The organism is Streptomyces sp. TOM-9, assembly GCF_056858595.1.
The window spans coordinates 4,774,589-4,789,218 of record NZ_JBXEQB010000001.1 but is presented as its reverse complement, the minus strand read 5'-3'; the positions used below and the strand labels follow the sequence as shown (position 1 = coordinate 4,789,218).

General features: G+C 75.3%; 11 protein-coding genes and 1 riboswitch. Of the genes, 4 read left to right on the top strand and 7 right to left on the bottom strand.

The window, feature by feature from the left end; genetic code table 11:
- Nucleotides 1-69: 69 nt before the first annotated feature.
- Entirely contained in the window at nucleotides 70-1,287 is a 1,218-nt protein-coding gene (locus AC1VWI_RS22225; protein ID WP_499512771.1) for a threonine synthase, read from the bottom strand.
- Between the two features lie 102 nt (nucleotides 1,288-1,389).
- Here AC1VWI_RS22225 and cbiE point away from each other — a divergent pair, with 102 nt between their 5' ends.
- Both cbiE and cobM read left to right on the top strand, forming a co-directional pair.
- Nucleotides 1,390-2,505, top strand: a complete 1,116-nt coding sequence (gene cbiE, locus AC1VWI_RS22220; RefSeq protein WP_499512770.1) for a precorrin-6y C5,15-methyltransferase (decarboxylating) subunit CbiE — start codon at nucleotides 1,390-1,392, stop codon at nucleotides 2,503-2,505.
- Nucleotides 2,502-3,272 carry a precorrin-4 C(11)-methyltransferase gene (gene cobM, locus AC1VWI_RS22215; protein ID WP_499512769.1) on the top strand — a complete coding sequence of 257 codons (771 nt, stop codon included), beginning with the start codon at nucleotides 2,502-2,504 and terminating at the stop codon, nucleotides 3,270-3,272. The genes cbiE and cobM overlap by 4 nt, the downstream gene beginning before the upstream one ends.
- A gap of 17 nt (nucleotides 3,273-3,289) precedes the next feature.
- On the opposite strand, the gene AC1VWI_RS22210 is transcribed toward cobM, so the two are convergent.
- The gene (locus tag AC1VWI_RS22210; RefSeq protein ID WP_499512768.1) at nucleotides 3,290-3,697 is read right to left on the bottom strand and encodes a DUF3224 domain-containing protein; all 408 of its coding nucleotides are present in this window, start codon (nucleotides 3,695-3,697) and stop codon (nucleotides 3,290-3,292) included.
- Between the two features lie 39 nt (nucleotides 3,698-3,736).
- Entirely contained in the window at nucleotides 3,737-4,837 is a 1,101-nt protein-coding gene (locus AC1VWI_RS22205) for a cobalt-precorrin-5B (C(1))-methyltransferase (RefSeq protein ID WP_499512767.1), read from the bottom strand.
- A 21-nt stretch (nucleotides 4,838-4,858) separates the two neighbouring features.
- Between AC1VWI_RS22205 and AC1VWI_RS22200 the strand changes: the two genes are divergently transcribed.
- Complete coding sequence (locus AC1VWI_RS22200; protein WP_499512766.1) at nucleotides 4,859-5,644, top strand: cobalt-precorrin-6A reductase; 786 nt, start codon at nucleotides 4,859-4,861, stop codon at nucleotides 5,642-5,644.
- Here AC1VWI_RS22200 and AC1VWI_RS22195 read toward each other — a convergent pair.
- The 3 genes from AC1VWI_RS22195 to cobG are packed head-to-tail and all read right to left on the bottom strand — an operon-like array spanning nucleotide 5,632 to nucleotide 9,115.
- Complete coding sequence (locus AC1VWI_RS22195) at nucleotides 5,632-7,128, bottom strand: precorrin-2 C(20)-methyltransferase (protein WP_499512765.1); 1,497 nt, start codon at nucleotides 7,126-7,128, stop codon at nucleotides 5,632-5,634. The two genes, AC1VWI_RS22200 and AC1VWI_RS22195, sit on opposite strands and share 13 nt — an antisense overlap.
- A complete protein-coding gene (locus tag AC1VWI_RS22190; RefSeq protein WP_499512764.1) occupies nucleotides 7,125-7,757 on the bottom strand; it encodes a precorrin-8X methylmutase in 633 nt (210 codons plus the stop codon). Before AC1VWI_RS22190 ends, AC1VWI_RS22195 begins: the two co-directional genes overlap by 4 nt.
- Complete coding sequence (cobG, locus tag AC1VWI_RS22185; protein WP_499512763.1) at nucleotides 7,754-9,115, bottom strand: precorrin-3B synthase; 1,362 nt, start codon at nucleotides 9,113-9,115, stop codon at nucleotides 7,754-7,756. The genes AC1VWI_RS22190 and cobG overlap by 4 nt, the downstream gene beginning before the upstream one ends.
- A 115-nt stretch (nucleotides 9,116-9,230) precedes the next feature.
- Nucleotides 9,231-9,317, top strand: a riboswitch (cobalamin riboswitch).
- Between the two features lie 52 nt (nucleotides 9,318-9,369).
- Between cobG and cobN the strand changes: the two genes are divergently transcribed.
- On the top strand, nucleotides 9,370-12,981 hold the full coding sequence (cobN, locus tag AC1VWI_RS22180; RefSeq protein WP_499512762.1) for a cobaltochelatase subunit CobN: 3,612 nt from the start codon (nucleotides 9,370-9,372) through the stop codon (nucleotides 12,979-12,981).
- Nucleotides 12,982-13,032: 51 nt separating this feature from the next.
- Here cobN and AC1VWI_RS22175 read toward each other — a convergent pair whose 3' ends face one another.
- Entirely contained in the window at nucleotides 13,033-14,526 is a 1,494-nt protein-coding gene (locus tag AC1VWI_RS22175) for an FG-GAP-like repeat-containing protein (protein WP_499512761.1), read from the bottom strand.
- Nucleotides 14,527-14,630 lie beyond the last annotated feature (104 nt).

The window sequence follows — 14,630 nt, the reverse complement described above, 5'->3', positions numbered from 1 at the left end:
CCACCACACCGGAGGTCTTCGCCGTGATCAAGACCCAGCAGGTGTCAACAACGCTCGTGATCAATACACCTAGGGGCCGGGCTCACCCAGACGGCGCAGCACCGTGGCCCAGTCGGGGGCGGGTGGCGGCAGGCGCAGGGAACCCACCGAGGCGTCCTTGAAGCCGCTGGACGTCGACACGCACACCACCGGGCCCTCGAAGCGGTCCGCGCCGTACTGGCGGAGCCCGGCCAGCCCGGCCGCGGCGGACAGCTCCGTCCACAGGCCCGCGCGGGCCAGCTCGGCGCGCGCCGCGGCCAGTTCGGCGTCGGTGACGAGCAGGGCCTCGCCGCCGCTGTCGCGTATCGCCGGGACCCCGCGGTAACTCCCCACCTGGCAGGCGATGGAGTAGGCGGCCGTCGGGGCGACCGGCACGGTGACCGCGGGCAGCCCCCGGCGGATGGCGGCGGCGAGCGGGCCGCCCGCGGCGGGCTCGCAGCTGAACAGGCGCGGGACGGCGGAGGTGAGGCCGAGGCGGCGGAGTTCGGCGAAGCCCTTGGCGATGCCGAAGAGCAGCTCCCCGTAGCCGGTGGGGACGAACACCGCCGCGGGGACGCCGACGTCGCCGAAGACCTCGTACGCGACGGTCTTGTAGCCCTCCGCGCCGAAGGGGTGCCCGGTGTGCGTGGGGGTGAGGTTGCTCACCGGGTGGAGGCCGTACTCCTCGCTGATGCGGCGGACCAGCGGCCAGCGCGCCTCCACGGGCACGGGCAGCACCTCGGCGCCGTAGGCGTGCAGGAAGGAGACGACCGCGGGGGGTGCCTGCGGGGAGGTGAGGACGACGCAGCGCAGTCCGGCCCGGGCGGCGTACGCGGCGGCGGAGGCACCGTGGTTGCCGGAGGAGGCGACGACGACGCCGGGCGCGCCGCAGGCGAGGGCCGCGCTGACCGTGCAGCGGTTGAGGCGGTCCTTGTGGCTCCAGGTCGGATTGCGCGACTCGTCCTTGACCAGGACGCCGCCGCCCAGGTCGATCAGTGGGGTGCCGCCCTCGCCCAGTCCCGGCGCCGGGAGCGGCGGCAGCAGGGGTGCCCAGCGGTCCAGGCCGTGCCGGGCGGTGGCGCCCGGGGCGCCCGCGGCGCCGAACAGGCCGTGCGGGACGCGGTCGTAGGCGTAGTCGACCTCGACGGGGTAGGAGACGGTGTCCGTGCTGGTCCGCGGGCAGCCCTCCGTCAGCGGCGGCCACAGGGGGTAGCCGACGGCGGGGTCACCGAGCGAACGCTGGCCGACGGCCAGGGAGTCCGTTGCCACGGGTCCGAGCGTAGTGGCCCCGGGCCCGGGGCCCACCTGGCACTTCACGTAGAGTGCGGCTGCTGTGCCCGACCGTTTCCGCCGACCTCCGAGGTGACCGTGATGGACGACGACGCGTCCGCCCCCGTGGCCGTCGTCGGGATCGGCGCCGACGGCTGGCCCGGTTTGCCCGCGACGTCGCGGGAGGCGCTCGCCGGGGCCGGGGTCGTCCTCGGCGGCCCGCGCCAGCTGGAGCTGCTGCCCCCCGAGGTGACCGCCGAACGGGTCGCGTGGCCGTCGCCGCTGCGGCCGGCCGTGCCGGGGCTGATCGCCGCGCACGCGGGGCGGCGGATTGCGGTGCTGGCCAGCGGTGACCCCATGTTCCACGGCATCGGCCGGACCCTCACCGAAGTGCTGGGAGCGGACCGCCTGCGGGTGCTGCCCCACCCCTCCTCGGTGTCGTACGCCTGCGCGCGGCTCGGCTGGGCGGTGGAGGACACCGACGTGGTGAGCCTGGTCGGGCGGCCACCGGCCACGCTGGCGGGCGCGCTGTACGACGGACGCCGGGTGCTGGTGCTGAGCCGGGACGCGGACACCCCGGCCGCGGTGGCCGGGCTGCTGCGCGAACGGGGCTACGGTGCCAGCCGGTTGCGGGTGCTGGAGCAGCTGGGTTCGCCCCGCGAACGGATCCTGGACGGCACCGCCGTCAACTGGCCGCACCCGCCCGGCGATCCGCTGAACGTCGTCGCGGTCGAGTGCGCCGCGGAGCCGGCGGCGGCACCACGGCTGGGCCTGGTGCCCGGGCTGCCCGACAGCGCGTACGAGCACGACGGGCAGCTCACCAAGCGCCACGTACGGGCCGCGACCCTGGCCGTGCTCGCGCCCGCGCCCGGCGAGCTGCTGTGGGACGTGGGCGGCGGCTCGGGTTCGATCGCCGTCGAGTGGATGCGGGCGCACCGCACCTGCCGCGCGGTCACCGTGGAACGTGACGCCGTCCGCGCGGAGCGCATCGCCCGGAACGCGGCCGCGCTCGGCGTTCCGGCGCTGCGGGTGGTGACCGGCGCCGCCCCGGCCGCGCTGGACGGACTGCCCGTCCCCGACGCCGTCTTCGTCGGCGGCGGGCTCACCGCGCCCGGCCTCCTGGAGGCCTGCTGGGCGGCCCTGCGGCCGGGCGGGCGGCTGGTCGCCAACACCGTCACCCAGTGGTCCGCCGTCAAACCCGCGGGAGTGCAGCCATGACCGTCCACTTCATCGGCGCCGGACCCGGCGCCGCCGACCTGATCACCCTGCGCGGCCTGCGGATCCTGGCGGCCAGCAAGGTGTGCCTCTACGCCGGGAGCCTCGTCCCCCGCGAACTGCTCGCCGAGTGCCCGCAGGACGCCCGGCTCGTGGACACGGCCCAGCTCACCCTCGACCAGATCACGCAGGAGCTGGTCCGCGCCCACGAGGAGGGCCACGACGTGGCCCGGCTGCACTCCGGCGACCCCTCCGTGTTCAGCGCCGTCGCCGAGCAGATGCGCCGCCTCGACGCGGCCGGCGTCCCGTACGACGTCGTCCCCGGCGTCCCCGCCTTCGCGGCGGCCGCCGCGGCCCTCAAACGGGAGCTGACGGTGCCGACCGTCGGCCAGACCGTCATCCTCACCCGCATCGCGCAGCAGGCCACGCCCATGCCGCAGGGGGAGGACCTGGCGACGCTGGGCCGCAGCGGCGCGCTGATCGTGCTGCACCTGGCGGCCCGCTACGTCGACCGCGTCGTGGCCGAACTCACCCCGCACTACGGGGCCGACTGCCCGGCGGCCGTCGTCGCGATGGCCTCGCGTCCCGACGAACTGGTGCTGCGCGGGACGCTCGACGACATCGCGGGGCAGGTCAAGGCGGCCGGTGTGGTCCGCACGGCGGTCATCATCGTCGGCCGCACGCTGGGCGCGGAGCAGTTCCGCGACAGCCACCTGTACTCGGCCGAGCGCGTCCACCGGCACGCGGCGGACTGCGGCGCCTCCTCCTAGGGTTCGCGCCAGGGGCCTCAGCCGAGGTCGTAGTCGAACCAGATCCGGTGGGTGCCGTCCTCGTCGACCGCGAGGCCGCCGGTGCCGGTGATGCCGGTCAGTTCGGCGGTGCCGCTCGTGGGGACGATGACGAAGAACTCGGCGGCGCGGTCGCTTCCGGAGGTCGTCGCCGAGTGCGCGAAGTTGAAGGTGCCCTCGCGGTCGTTCAGCGTCCCCTCGAAGGACTCCATCGCCACGTACGTCCCGATGCCGCTCGCCTGGTCGTAGGCGGCGGTGAACAGGGTCGACGAGCGGCCGGTGACCTCGCCCTCGAAGGTCTTCCCGATCGTGGCGACCCCGACCGGGGTCCCGGTGGTCACGGCCGGCTCCGGCACGAGTTCGGTCGGCACGAATGCCGTGACGGTGAACGTTCCCGCGGCTCTCATGCGTTGAGCCTAGCGACGGGGCCGGCCCCGCGCGGCGGGTCAGCCGGCGCGGCCGACGATCGTCCCGGCGCGGTCGACGCAGATGACGTCGACGGCGACGGGGGCCTCGCGCAGGACGCCGACGGCGGTGCGGCGGGCGGCCTCGGCGACCAGGTCGCCGAGGGGGACGCCGTGGGCGAGGCAGGACTGGACGGCCTGGAGGCCGGTGTTGGCGGTGGCGACGGCCTCGGCCAGGGCCTCGTCGGCGCCGCCGCGGCGGGCGAGGTCCGCGAGGAAGGCCTTGTCGACCTGGGAGCGGGAGGAGTGCAGGTCGAGGTGCCCGGCGGCCAGCTTGGACAGCTTGGCGAAGCCGCCCGCGATGGTCAGCCGCGGCACCGGGTGGCGGCGCAGGTACTTCAGCACGGCGCCCGCGAAGTCCCCCATGTCCAGCAGCGCGTCCTCGGGCAGCCCGTGCACGGCGACGGCGACCTTTTCCGACGTCGACCCCGTGCAGCCCGCGACGTGGGTGCGGCCCGCCGCCCGTGCCACGTCCACACCGCGCCGGATGCTGTCGATCCACGCCGAGCAGGAGTAGGGCACGACGATGCCGGTGGTGCCGAGCACCGACAGCCCGCCGAGGATGCCGAGCCGGGGGTTCCACGTGCTGCGCGCCAGCTCCTCGCCGTCGTCGATGGAAACGGTGATCTCGGCGTCGCAGGCGGCGCCGTGGCGGGCCGCGACCTCGGCGAGGTGGTCGCGCATCATCGTGCGCGGGACGGGGTTGACGGCGGGCTCGCCGACGGCGAGCGGGAGCCCGGGACGGGTGACGGTGCCGACGCCGGGGCCGGCACGGAAGACGACCCCGCTGCCGGGGGCGCCGTGGCGCACGGTGGCCCGGACGAGCGCGCCGTGGGTGACGTCGGGGTCGTCCCCGGCGTCCTTGACGACGCCCGCGGTGGCCCAGCCGGGGCCGCGCTCCTCCACCGCCAGGGCGAAGGCGGGCCGCTGCCCCTTCGGCAGGGTGATCGTCACCGGGTCGGGGAACTCGCCGCCCAGCAGGGCGGTGTACGCGGCGGTGGCGGCCGCCGTCGCGCAGGCACCGGTGGTCCAGCCGTGCCGCAGCCCGGTCCGCTCCAGCTGGGCGCTCCGGCCGCCGCTCACGGCGCACCGTAGGGTGCGGGGGTGACCGGCAGACTGCAGCACGTCCTCGTCCTGGGCGGCACCACGGAGGGACGCCGCCTCGCGGAGGCGCTGGCCGCCGAGCCGGCGGCGTGGCGGGTCACCAGCTCGCTCGCGGGGCGGGTGGAGCGGCCGCGGCTGCCGCCGGGCGCGGTGCGCACCGGCGGCTTCGGGGGCCCGGCGGGGCTCGCGGCGTGGCTGCGCGCGCACGCGGTCGACGTGGTCATCGACGCCACCCATCCTTTCGCCGGGACGATGTCCTTCAACGCCGCCGAGGCGGCCTCGGCCACCCATGTTCCCCTGCTCGCGCTGCGGCGCCCCGGGTGGGTCGCCGGTCCCGGCGACCGCCGGCACCCGGTGGCCTCACTGGCGGAGGCGGCCCGGGTGCTGCCGGAGCTCGGCCGGCGGGTCTTCCTCACCACGGGCCGCACGGGGCTGGCGGCCTTCGCGGGGGTCACGGACCTGTGGTTCCTGGTGCGTTCGGTGGACGCCCCGCAGCCGCCGCACCCGCCGCGGATGGAGGTGCTGCTGGAGCGGGGCCCGTTCACCCTGGACGGGGAGCTGGAGCTGATGCGCCGGCACCGCGTCGACGTGCTGGTCACCAAGGACAGCGGCGGCACCGCCACCGCGCCCAAGCTCGCGGCCGCCCGCGAACTGGGCCTGCCCGTGGTCGTCGTGGAGCGCCCGCCGGTCCCGGCGGGCGTCCCCGTCGTCCCGGACGTGCCGGGCGCGCTGGAGTGGCTCCGCGCGCACGGCCTGAACGGGGGCCCTGGGCGTCAGGCCGGGTAGCGCCGCGGCGTCCACACCACCGTGGTGCCGTCGCCGCGCCGCACCGCCCTCGTCTGCGACGAGCCGACGAGCAGCACGCACCGCATGTCGACGGTCGCCGGGTCCAGGTCCTCCAGCGTCGTGACCCGTACGGCCTGCTCGGGTCCGCCGACGTCCCGGGCGACGACCACGGGCGTCCCCGGCACACGGCCCTCCCGGAGCACCTTCAGCGCGGTCTCCAGTTGCGTCCTGCGGCTGCGGGACGCCGGGTTGTACAGGGCGAGCACGAGGTCGGCGGCCGTGGCGGCGCGCAGCCGTTCCTCGACGACCGTCCACGGCTTGAGCCGGTCCGACAGCGACACGACCGCGTAGTCGTGACCGAGGGGCGCGCCCGCGAGCGCCGCCGCCGACTGGGCGGCGGTGATGCCGGGCACGACCCGTACGCGGACACCGAGGTAGGGCTCGGCGGAGGCGGCCTCCAGCACGGCCGTGGCCATGGCGAAGACGCCCGGGTCGCCCGAGGACACCACGGCGACCCTCCGCCCGCGCCGGGCGAGGTCGAGGGCGAACTCGGCGCGTTCGGCCTCGACGCGGTTGTCGGAGGCGTGCCGCGACTGCCCGGGGCGGACCGGGACGCGCTCCATGTAGGTGGTGTAGCCGACGAGTTCGTCCGCCCCGGCGAGGGCGGACCTCGCCTCCGGCGTGAGCCACATCGGCCCGGCCGGGCCGAGGCCGACGACCACGACCTCGCCGTCCGCCGGGGACGGGTCCGGGGCGGGCCGTTCGTCGACGCGGCTGGGCAGCACGGCGACGGCGAAGTAGGGCACCGACTCCGGGTCGACGTCGGCCAGCATCTCCCGGCGCTCGGCGTCCATCGTGGCCCGCTCGACGTAGTGCGCGTCCGCCAGGCGTCCGGCGGTCTCCAGGGCCCGGCGCACGGCGGGGAAGGTGCGGCCGAGCTTCATCACGGCCGCCGCGTCGGCGGTCGACAGCCTGGCCGCCAGCTCCTCCTCCGGCAGCGTGCCGGGCAGGATCGTCAGGACCTCCTCGCCCTCCACCAGGGGCCGCCCGATGCGTGCGGCGGCGGCGCTGACGGAGGTGACGCCGGGGATCACCTCGGCCGGGTAGCGGTCGGCGAGCCGCTTGTGCATGTGCATGTACGAGCCGTAGAAGAGCGGGTCGCCCTCCGCGAGCACGGCGACGGTGCGCCCGGCGTCCAGGTGCGCGGCGAGCAGCTCGGCCGACTCGGCGTAGAAGTCGTCCAGCGCGCCCCGGTAGCCGCCGGGGTGGTCGGTGGTCTCCGTCGTGATGGGGTACATCAGCCGCTCCTCGATCTGCTCGGGGCGGATGTGCGCCGCGGCGATGGAGCGGGCGATGCTGCGGCCGTGCCGGGCGCAGTGGTAGGCGATGACGTCGGCGGAGCGGATGACCTCCACGGCCCGCACGGTCATCAGGGAGGGGTCGCCGGGGCCGAGGCCCACTCCGTAGAGACGGCCGGTGGTCATACGATTTCGCTTTCGGTCGCAATGGCGTTGAGGGCGGCGGCCGCCAGGGCGCTGCCGCCGCGCCGGCCCCGCACCACCAGGTGCTCCAGGCGCGAGGGGTGCGCGGCCAGGGCGTCCTTGGACTCGGCGGCGCCGACGAAGCCGACGGGCACGCCGATGACCGCCGCGGGGCGCGGTGCGCCCGCCTCGATCATCTCCAGCAGCCGGAACAGGGAGGTCGGGGCGTTGCCGACGGCGACGACGGCGCCCTCCAGCCGGTCCCGCCACAGTTCCATCGCGGCGGCGCTGCGCGTGGTGCCGAGTTCGGCGGCGAGCGCCGGGACGGCGGGGTCGGAGAGGGAGCAGACCACCTCGTTGTCCGCGGGCAGCCGCTTGCGGGTCACGCCGCTGGCGACCATCTGCACGTCGCAGAGGATCGGTGCGCCGGCGCGCAGCGCGGCGCGCGCGTCCGCGACCACCGAGGGGCTGTAGGCCAGGTCCCGTACGAGGTCGGTCATGCCGCAGGCGTGGATCATGCGGACGGCGACCTGCGCCACGTCCGGTGGCAGGCCGTCGAGTTCCGCCTCGGCGCGGATGATGGCAAAGGACTGACGGTAGATCTCCGGTCCGTCCTTCTCGTACGCGATCACGTCGTCCTCGGGGGTGGTGGGGTGCTGGTGCTGGTGCGGCGGGCGGTGTGCAGGGCGGCGGGCAGGTCCGCGGTGACGTCGGCGGGTCCGGCGGGTTCAACTCGGACGGCGCCGGCCACGGCGACGCGGTAGCGGCCGTCGGCGCCGGCGACCACGTCGACCCACGAGCCGTCCGGGTGCCCGCAGCGGCGTTCGCAGCCGGAGAAGTGCACGGGCAGCAGGCGGTGTCCGGGTTCGGGGGCGGCGTCGCGCAGTGCGGCCCCGGCGTCGGCGCGTACGTCCGCCAGCGACTTGGCGCACCCGGGCCGTCCGGCGCAGGCGGTCACCCCGCGCCACGGGGAGTCCTCGCCGGTCAGGAACCCGGCCGCGGCGAGGCGTTCCAGCGCCTCGGGGGCCGTGTCCGCCGGGAGTCCCGGGAGGACGGCGCCGCGCCAGGGCGTGATCCGCAGCTCGCCTTCGCCGGAACGTGCCGTCTCCGCGAGGAGCCGCCAGGCCCCGGTGGTGAGGCGGCCCAGGCGTACGCCCACGGACAGCGCGCAGGAGGTTCCGTCCGGGTGCGGGACGGGACCGAGCCGGGGCGGGCCGCCCACGGTCGCGTTCGAGGGACCTGCGGGAGGGGCGCCCGCCGCGTGCAGCAGCACGGCGAGGGCGGCGCCGTCCGGGTCGATGTCGGTGACGCGCCAGGCACGGGCGCCGCGTTCGGCGGCGAGGGTGAGGAAGGTCTCCGCGGCGCGCACCGCCCAGCGCGGCGCGTCGCCGGCCGGTACCTCCGCGACGGGCCGTCCGGCGATGCGGAGTTCGGCCGTGGCGGTGCCGGACCGCGCGATCAATGTCACATCGGCGCCGAGCGCGGCGGTGTCACCGCGGCCGTCGTCGAGGGCGAAGAGGAAGCGGCCGGAGAGCCCCGCGGCGGCCGGCGAGGCGCACAGCAGGGCGTCCAACTCGCGTATCCAGCCCCGCAGGTCGCCGTGACCGCGGCCGTCGAGCCCGGCGAGCGGTGAGGCGACGACGTTGCGGGCCCGTTCGTGGGCCCACGAGGGCAGCAGTCCCGCCGCGCCGAGCAGCGCCGCCAATTCCGCCCCCGCGCCCGGGTCGCGCAGCCCGCGCACCTGCAGGTTTCCGCGGGAGGTGAGGTCGATGCGGCCGTCGCCGAGGCGGTCCGCGGCGGCCGCCAACGCCTCGGCCTGACGTATCGTCAGCAGGCCGCCGGGGATGCGGATCCGGGCCAGCGCACCGTCGTCGGCGGCGTGCAGCCGCAGTGCGCCGGGGCAGGCGTCGTCGCGTCCGCGCCCCGCCGTCGCTGCGGCGAAGGCGCCGCTCACGGGGGGATCGGAGGGCGACGGCATGGCCGCGAGCATACCCGCGGGGTACTCGGGGACGTACGGGCCGCGGGGCCCGTGCGAGCGGCCCAGCGCTTACTATGCTGCGCGGGCAGGTCACCCAGCCGCGCCCACGCCATCGACGGCATCAGCGGAGGAAACCGGTGCGAGTCCGGTGCGGTCCCGCCACTGTCACCGGGGGCCGGCGTGCGAGCGCCGGGGCCTCGGGAGCCAGGAACTCCCGCCGTCCTCCACCGGCCCGGGGCGCGGACCCCGAGGAAGGCACGCCTGACGTGATCCTGCTGCTGTCGACCTCCGACACCGACCTGCTCAGCGCCCGCGCCGCGAACGCCGCCGGCGGTGCCGTCCCGTTCCGCTTCGCCAACCCCGCCCGGCTGGGGCCGGAGGACCTGACCGGCCTCCTCGACGGCGCCGACCTGGTCGTCGTACGGCTCCTCGGCGGACGCCGCGCCTGGGAGGAGGGCCTGGACGCGCTGCTCGCGGGGCCCCGGCCGGTGGTCGTGCTCACCGGTGAACAGGCCCCGGACGCACAGCTGATGGAGCTGTCCACCGTGCCCGTCGGCATCGCGGCCGAGGCCCACGCGTACCTCGCGCACGGCGGCCCGGCCAACCTGGAGCAGCTGGCCCGCTTCCTGTCCGACACGGTGCTGCTCACCGGCCACGGCTTCGAACCCCCCGCCTCCGCCCCCTCCTGGGGCAGGCTGGAGCGCGCCGCGACCGTCACCGACGGCCCGCTGGTCGCCGTCCTCTACTACCGGGCCCACCACATGAGCGGCAACACCGCCTTCGTGGAGGTCCTCTGCACCGCGATCGAGCAGGCCGGCGCCCGGGCGCTCCCGCTGTACGTGGCCTCGTTGCGCGCGCCCGAGCCCGAGCTGCTCGACGCCCTGCGCGGTGTGGACGCCGTCGTCACCACCGTGCTCGCGGCCGGCGGCACCCGCCCGGCCGACGCCTCGGCGGGCGGCGACGAGGAGGCCTGGGACGCGGGGGCGCTCGCCTCGCTGGACGTGCCGGTGCTGCAGGCGCTCTGCCTGACCTCCTCCCGTGAGACGTGGGAGGGCAGCGACGAGGGCCTGTCCCCGATGGACGCCGCGACGCAGGTCGCCGTCCCCGAGTTCGACGGCCGGCTGATCACCGTCCCGTTCTCCTTCAAGGAGGTCGACGAGGACGGCCTGCCGGTCTACGCCGCCGACGCCGAGCGCGCCGCCCGCGTCGCGGGCATCGCCGTCCGCCACGCACGGCTGCGGCACATCCCGGTCGCGGAGCGCCGTCTGGCGCTCGTGCTGTCCGCGTACCCGACCAAGCACTCCCGGATCGGCAACGCGGTGGGCCTCGACACCCCCGCCAGCGCGGTCGCGCTGCTGCGCCGGCTGCGGGCCGAGGGCTGGGACTTCGGGCCCGGGCAGGAGATCCCGGGCCTGGTCTCCGGTGACGGCGACGAGTTGATCCGGGCCCTGATCGACGCGGGCGGCCACGACCAGGAGTGGCTGACCGAGGAGCAGCTGGCCGCCAACCCGGTGCGCATCCCGGCCGCCGACTACCGCCGCTGGTTCGCCGCGCTGCCGCAGGAGCTGCGGGACGCGGTGACGGAGCACTGGGGCCCGCCGCCCGGCTCGATGTTCGTCGACACCAGCGCCGACCCCGAGGGCGACATCGTGCTGGCCGCGCTGCGCCGCGGCAACCTGCTGATCCTCATCCAGCCGCCGCGCGGCTTCGGCGAGAACCCGATCGCGATCTACCACGACCCGGACCTGCCGCCCTCCCACCACTACCTCGCCGCGTACCGCTGGATCGCCACCGCGCAGGCCGACGGCGGCTTCGGCGCCGACGCGATGATCCACCTGGGCAAGCACGGCAACCTGGAGTGGCTGCCCGGCAAGAACGCGGCCCTGTCCGCCGCCTGCGGCCCCGACGCCGCCCTCGGCGACCTGCCGCTGATCTACCCGTTCCTCGTCAACGACCCCGGCGAGGGCACCCAGGCCAAGCGCCGCGCCCACGCCACCCTCGTCGACCACCTGGTCCCGCCGATGGCCCGCGCGGACTCCTACGGCGACATCGCGCGCCTGGAGCAACTGCTCGACGAGCACGCCGCGATCGCCTCGATGGACCCGGCCAAGCTGCCCGCCGTCCGGGCGCAGATCTGGACGCTGATCCAGGCCGCGAAGCTCGACCACGACCTGGGCCTGGAGGACCGGCCGCACGACGCGGAGTTCGACGACTTCCTGCTGCACGTCGACGGCTGGCTCTGCGAGATCAAGGACGCCCAGATCCGCGACGGCCTGCACGTGCTGGGCCAGGCACCCGCCGGCGCCGCGCGGGTCAACCTGGTGCTGGCGATCCTGCGTGCCCGGCAGATCTGGGGCGGCACCGCCGCCCTGCCCGGACTGCGGGAGGCCCTGGGCCTCGACGAGTCCGCTGCCACCCGCGTGACCGCGGACGCGGCCGAGGAGCAGGCCCGCGCGCTGGTGCAGGCCATGGAGGACGCGGACTGGGCGCCGGAAGCCGTCGCCGAGGTCGCCAAGGGCCTGCCCGAGGACGTGGCCCGCGTGCTGGAGTTCGCCGCCCGGCAGGTCGTGCCGCGGCTGGCCCGTACGACGGACGAGACCGATGCCGTCGTGCACGCCCTGAACGGCGGCTTCGTGCCCGCCGGCCCGTCCGGCTCGCCGCTGCGCGGCCTGGTCAACGTGCTGCCGACCGGCCGCAACTTCTACTCGGTCGACCCCAAGGCCGTGCCCAGCCGGCTCGCCTGGGAGACCGGCCAGGCCCTCGCGGACTCCCTGCTCGCCCGCTACCGCGAGGACAACGGCGGCACCTGGCCGGAGTCGGTGGGCCTGTCGCTGTGGGGCACCAGCGCGATGCGCACCGCGGGCGACGACGTCGCCGAGGCGCTGGCGCTGCTCGGCGTGCGGCCGGTGTGGGACGACGCGTCCCGCCGGGTCACCGGCGTCGAGGCCGTCCCGGCGCAGGAGCTGGGCCGCCCGCGCGTCGACGTCACCTTGCGCATCAGCGGCTTCTTCCGGGACGCGTTCCCGCACGTCGTGGGCCTGCTGGACGACGCGGTGCGGCTGGCCGCGGGCCTGGACGAGCCGGACGAGGTCAACTTCGTGCGCGCCCACACCCGTGCCGACCTCGCCGCGCACGGCGACGAACGGCGCGCCACCACCCGCATCTTCGGCTCCCGGCCGGGGACGTACGGGGCGGGTCTGCTGCAGCTGATCGACAGCCGCGACTGGCGCAGCGACGCCGACCTCGCCGAGGTCTACACGGTCTGGGGCGGCTACGCCTACGGGCGCGGCCTCGACGGGCGCCCGGCCCGCGAGGAGATGGAGACCGCCTACCGGCGGATCGCGGTGGCCGCGAAGAACACCGACACCCGTGAGCACGACATCGCCGACTCCGACGACTACTACCAGTACCACGGTGGCATGGTCGCCACCGTCCGCGCGCTGACCGGCCGTTCCCCCGAGGCGTACATCGGCGACTCCACCCGCCCGGAGACGGTGCGCACCCGCTCCCTGGCCGAGGAGACCTCCCGGGTCTTCCGGGCCCGGGTCGTCAACCCCCGCTGGATCGAGGCGATGCGGCGGCACGGCTACAAGGGCGCCTTCGAACTGGCCGCCACCGTCGACTACCTCTTCGGCTACGACGCCACGACCGGTGTCGTCGCCGACTGGATGTACGACAAGCTCGCCCGCACCTACGTCCTGGACCCGGAGAACCGCGCCTTCCTCCAGGAGGCCAACCCCTGGGCGCTGCACGGCATGGCGGAGCGGCTGCTGGAGGCGGAGTCGCGCGGCATGTGGGCCGAGCCGGACCCGGAGGTCGTCGCGCAGCTGCGGCAGGCCTTCCTGGAGACCGAGGGCGACCTGGAGGGCGGGGCGTAGCGCGGAGCAGCGGGAAGGCGGCCGGTCCTGTCGGGACCGGCCGCCTTCATCTCACCCGTTGAGGCCGTGGCCGAGGACGGGGTACGGAAGGGTGAACGCGATCCCCAGGTCCGCCGGGCGGAAGCGGGTCGAACTCTTCGTGGCGATCCCGCTGCTCGTGCCGCGCATCGTCCAGACGGCGCCCTCGTTGTAGTCGAAGTGGTAGTCGGCGGGGAACTTGTGGGGTGCGGCGACGACGAGGTCCGACCTGCCGTCCCGGTCGAGGTCGCTGAGCACCACGTCGTCGCCGAAGTCGTCCAGCCCCACCCCGGCGCCCAGGACGCCGGCGGACTCCTGCGAGATCGACTGGGCCCCGGCCGTCACCAGGCCCTTCTTGGAGCCGCGCAGGATCAGGACGGACCCCGAGTTGACCTTCTTGACGGTGTCCCCGGGCACGCCGATGGCCAGGTCGCGGTACCCGTCCCCGTTGACGTCGCCGAACGCCAGGCTGTCGCCCATCCGCTCGTTGGTGTCCGGGGCGCTCGGGATGCCGGGGGCGGCCTGGTGGATGACCATGGATGCCCGGCCGGTGCCCGGCCCCCCCTTGGCACCGTAGACGAGGGTGACCATGCCGCCCTTCTTCCAGCCGACCGGCGCGTAGAACTCGAGGTGGTTGTTGCCCCAGCCGACGGCGACGTCGGCGTAGCCGTCGCGGTTGACGTCGCCGATGGCCACCCGGTCGCCCATGGGAAGGGAACCGGCCTTCACGAGCCCCTTCTTCGAGCCCCGGTAGAAGACGCTCTTCTTCGGGGTGGTCCCCTTCCCGTAGGTGTTGGTGACCACCAGATCGCTGATGTGGTCGCCGTTGACGTCGCCCGCGGCGATGTCCTTGTGGGCGGAGTCGCTCGTCAGGACGTAGTGGCCGCCCGTCGCACCGCTCCTGGTGATCCCGCCCTTGTAGACGACCACCACGTTGGGGCCGTTCGCGGTGCGATTCATGATCGCGGCGATGTCCCGTTGTCCGTCGCCGTCGAAGTCGGCGACCGTCAGTCCGGTGCCGAAGGCGAGGTAGGGCTCGTGCGGCGTGGGTACGGCGGTCTGGGTGGTCAGTCCGTTGCGGCTGCCCCAGAAGACGGTGAGGCTGGGCCACTTCTCGACCTGGTATTCGGTGGACTGCGCGGTCTGGGCCACGACGAGGTCGGCGAAGCCGTCCTTGTCGAGGTCACCTATGGCCGTCCGGCCGCCGAAACGCGCGTTGTTGTCCTCGTGGGTGGCGCCGGCCATCGTCAGGAGGGTGCTGCGCGCACCGCTGAGTCCCTCCGCGCCGCCGTACATGGCCACGACGGAGCCCGTCGTGATGTCCTGGACGACGTCCGTGATCGCGCCCACCACGATGTCGCGGTACCCGTCCCCGTTGAAGTCGGCCCAGACCCCGGAGCCGTGGACCCGGGGCGGGGGGGGATGGGGCACCTGCGCCTGGGCCGATCCCGCGGATGCCGCCGCGGGCAGTACCGCCGTGGCTCCGATGGTGAGCATCGCGAGCGTGCGGCGGTAGGAACGGTTCATCAAGTGGCCTGCCTTTCCCGGACACGGTGTTTCCCTCACATCTCCCCGTTGGACATCCGGAGGCCATGTGGGGTTGTGCCCAGGGGACACACGAAGTCACCGCT

Coding starts and splice junctions, on each gene's coding strand:
- cbiE (WP_499512770.1), top strand. CDS start 1,390: ATGGACGACGACGCGTCCGCCCCCGTGGCCGTCGTCGGGATCGGCGCC.
- cobM (WP_499512769.1), top strand. CDS start 2,502: ATGACCGTCCACTTCATCGGCGCCGGACCCGGCGCCGCCGACCTGATC.
- AC1VWI_RS22210 (WP_499512768.1), bottom strand. CDS start 3,697: ATGAGAGCCGCGGGAACGTTCACCGTCACGGCATTCGTGCCGACCGAA.
- AC1VWI_RS22195 (WP_499512765.1), bottom strand. CDS start 7,128: ATGACCACCGGCCGTCTCTACGGAGTGGGCCTCGGCCCCGGCGACCCC.
- cobG (WP_499512763.1), bottom strand. CDS start 9,115: ATGCTCGCGGCCATGCCGTCGCCCTCCGATCCCCCCGTGAGCGGCGCC.
- AC1VWI_RS22175 (WP_499512761.1), bottom strand. CDS start 14,526: ATGAACCGTTCCTACCGCCGCACGCTCGCGATGCTCACCATCGGAGCC.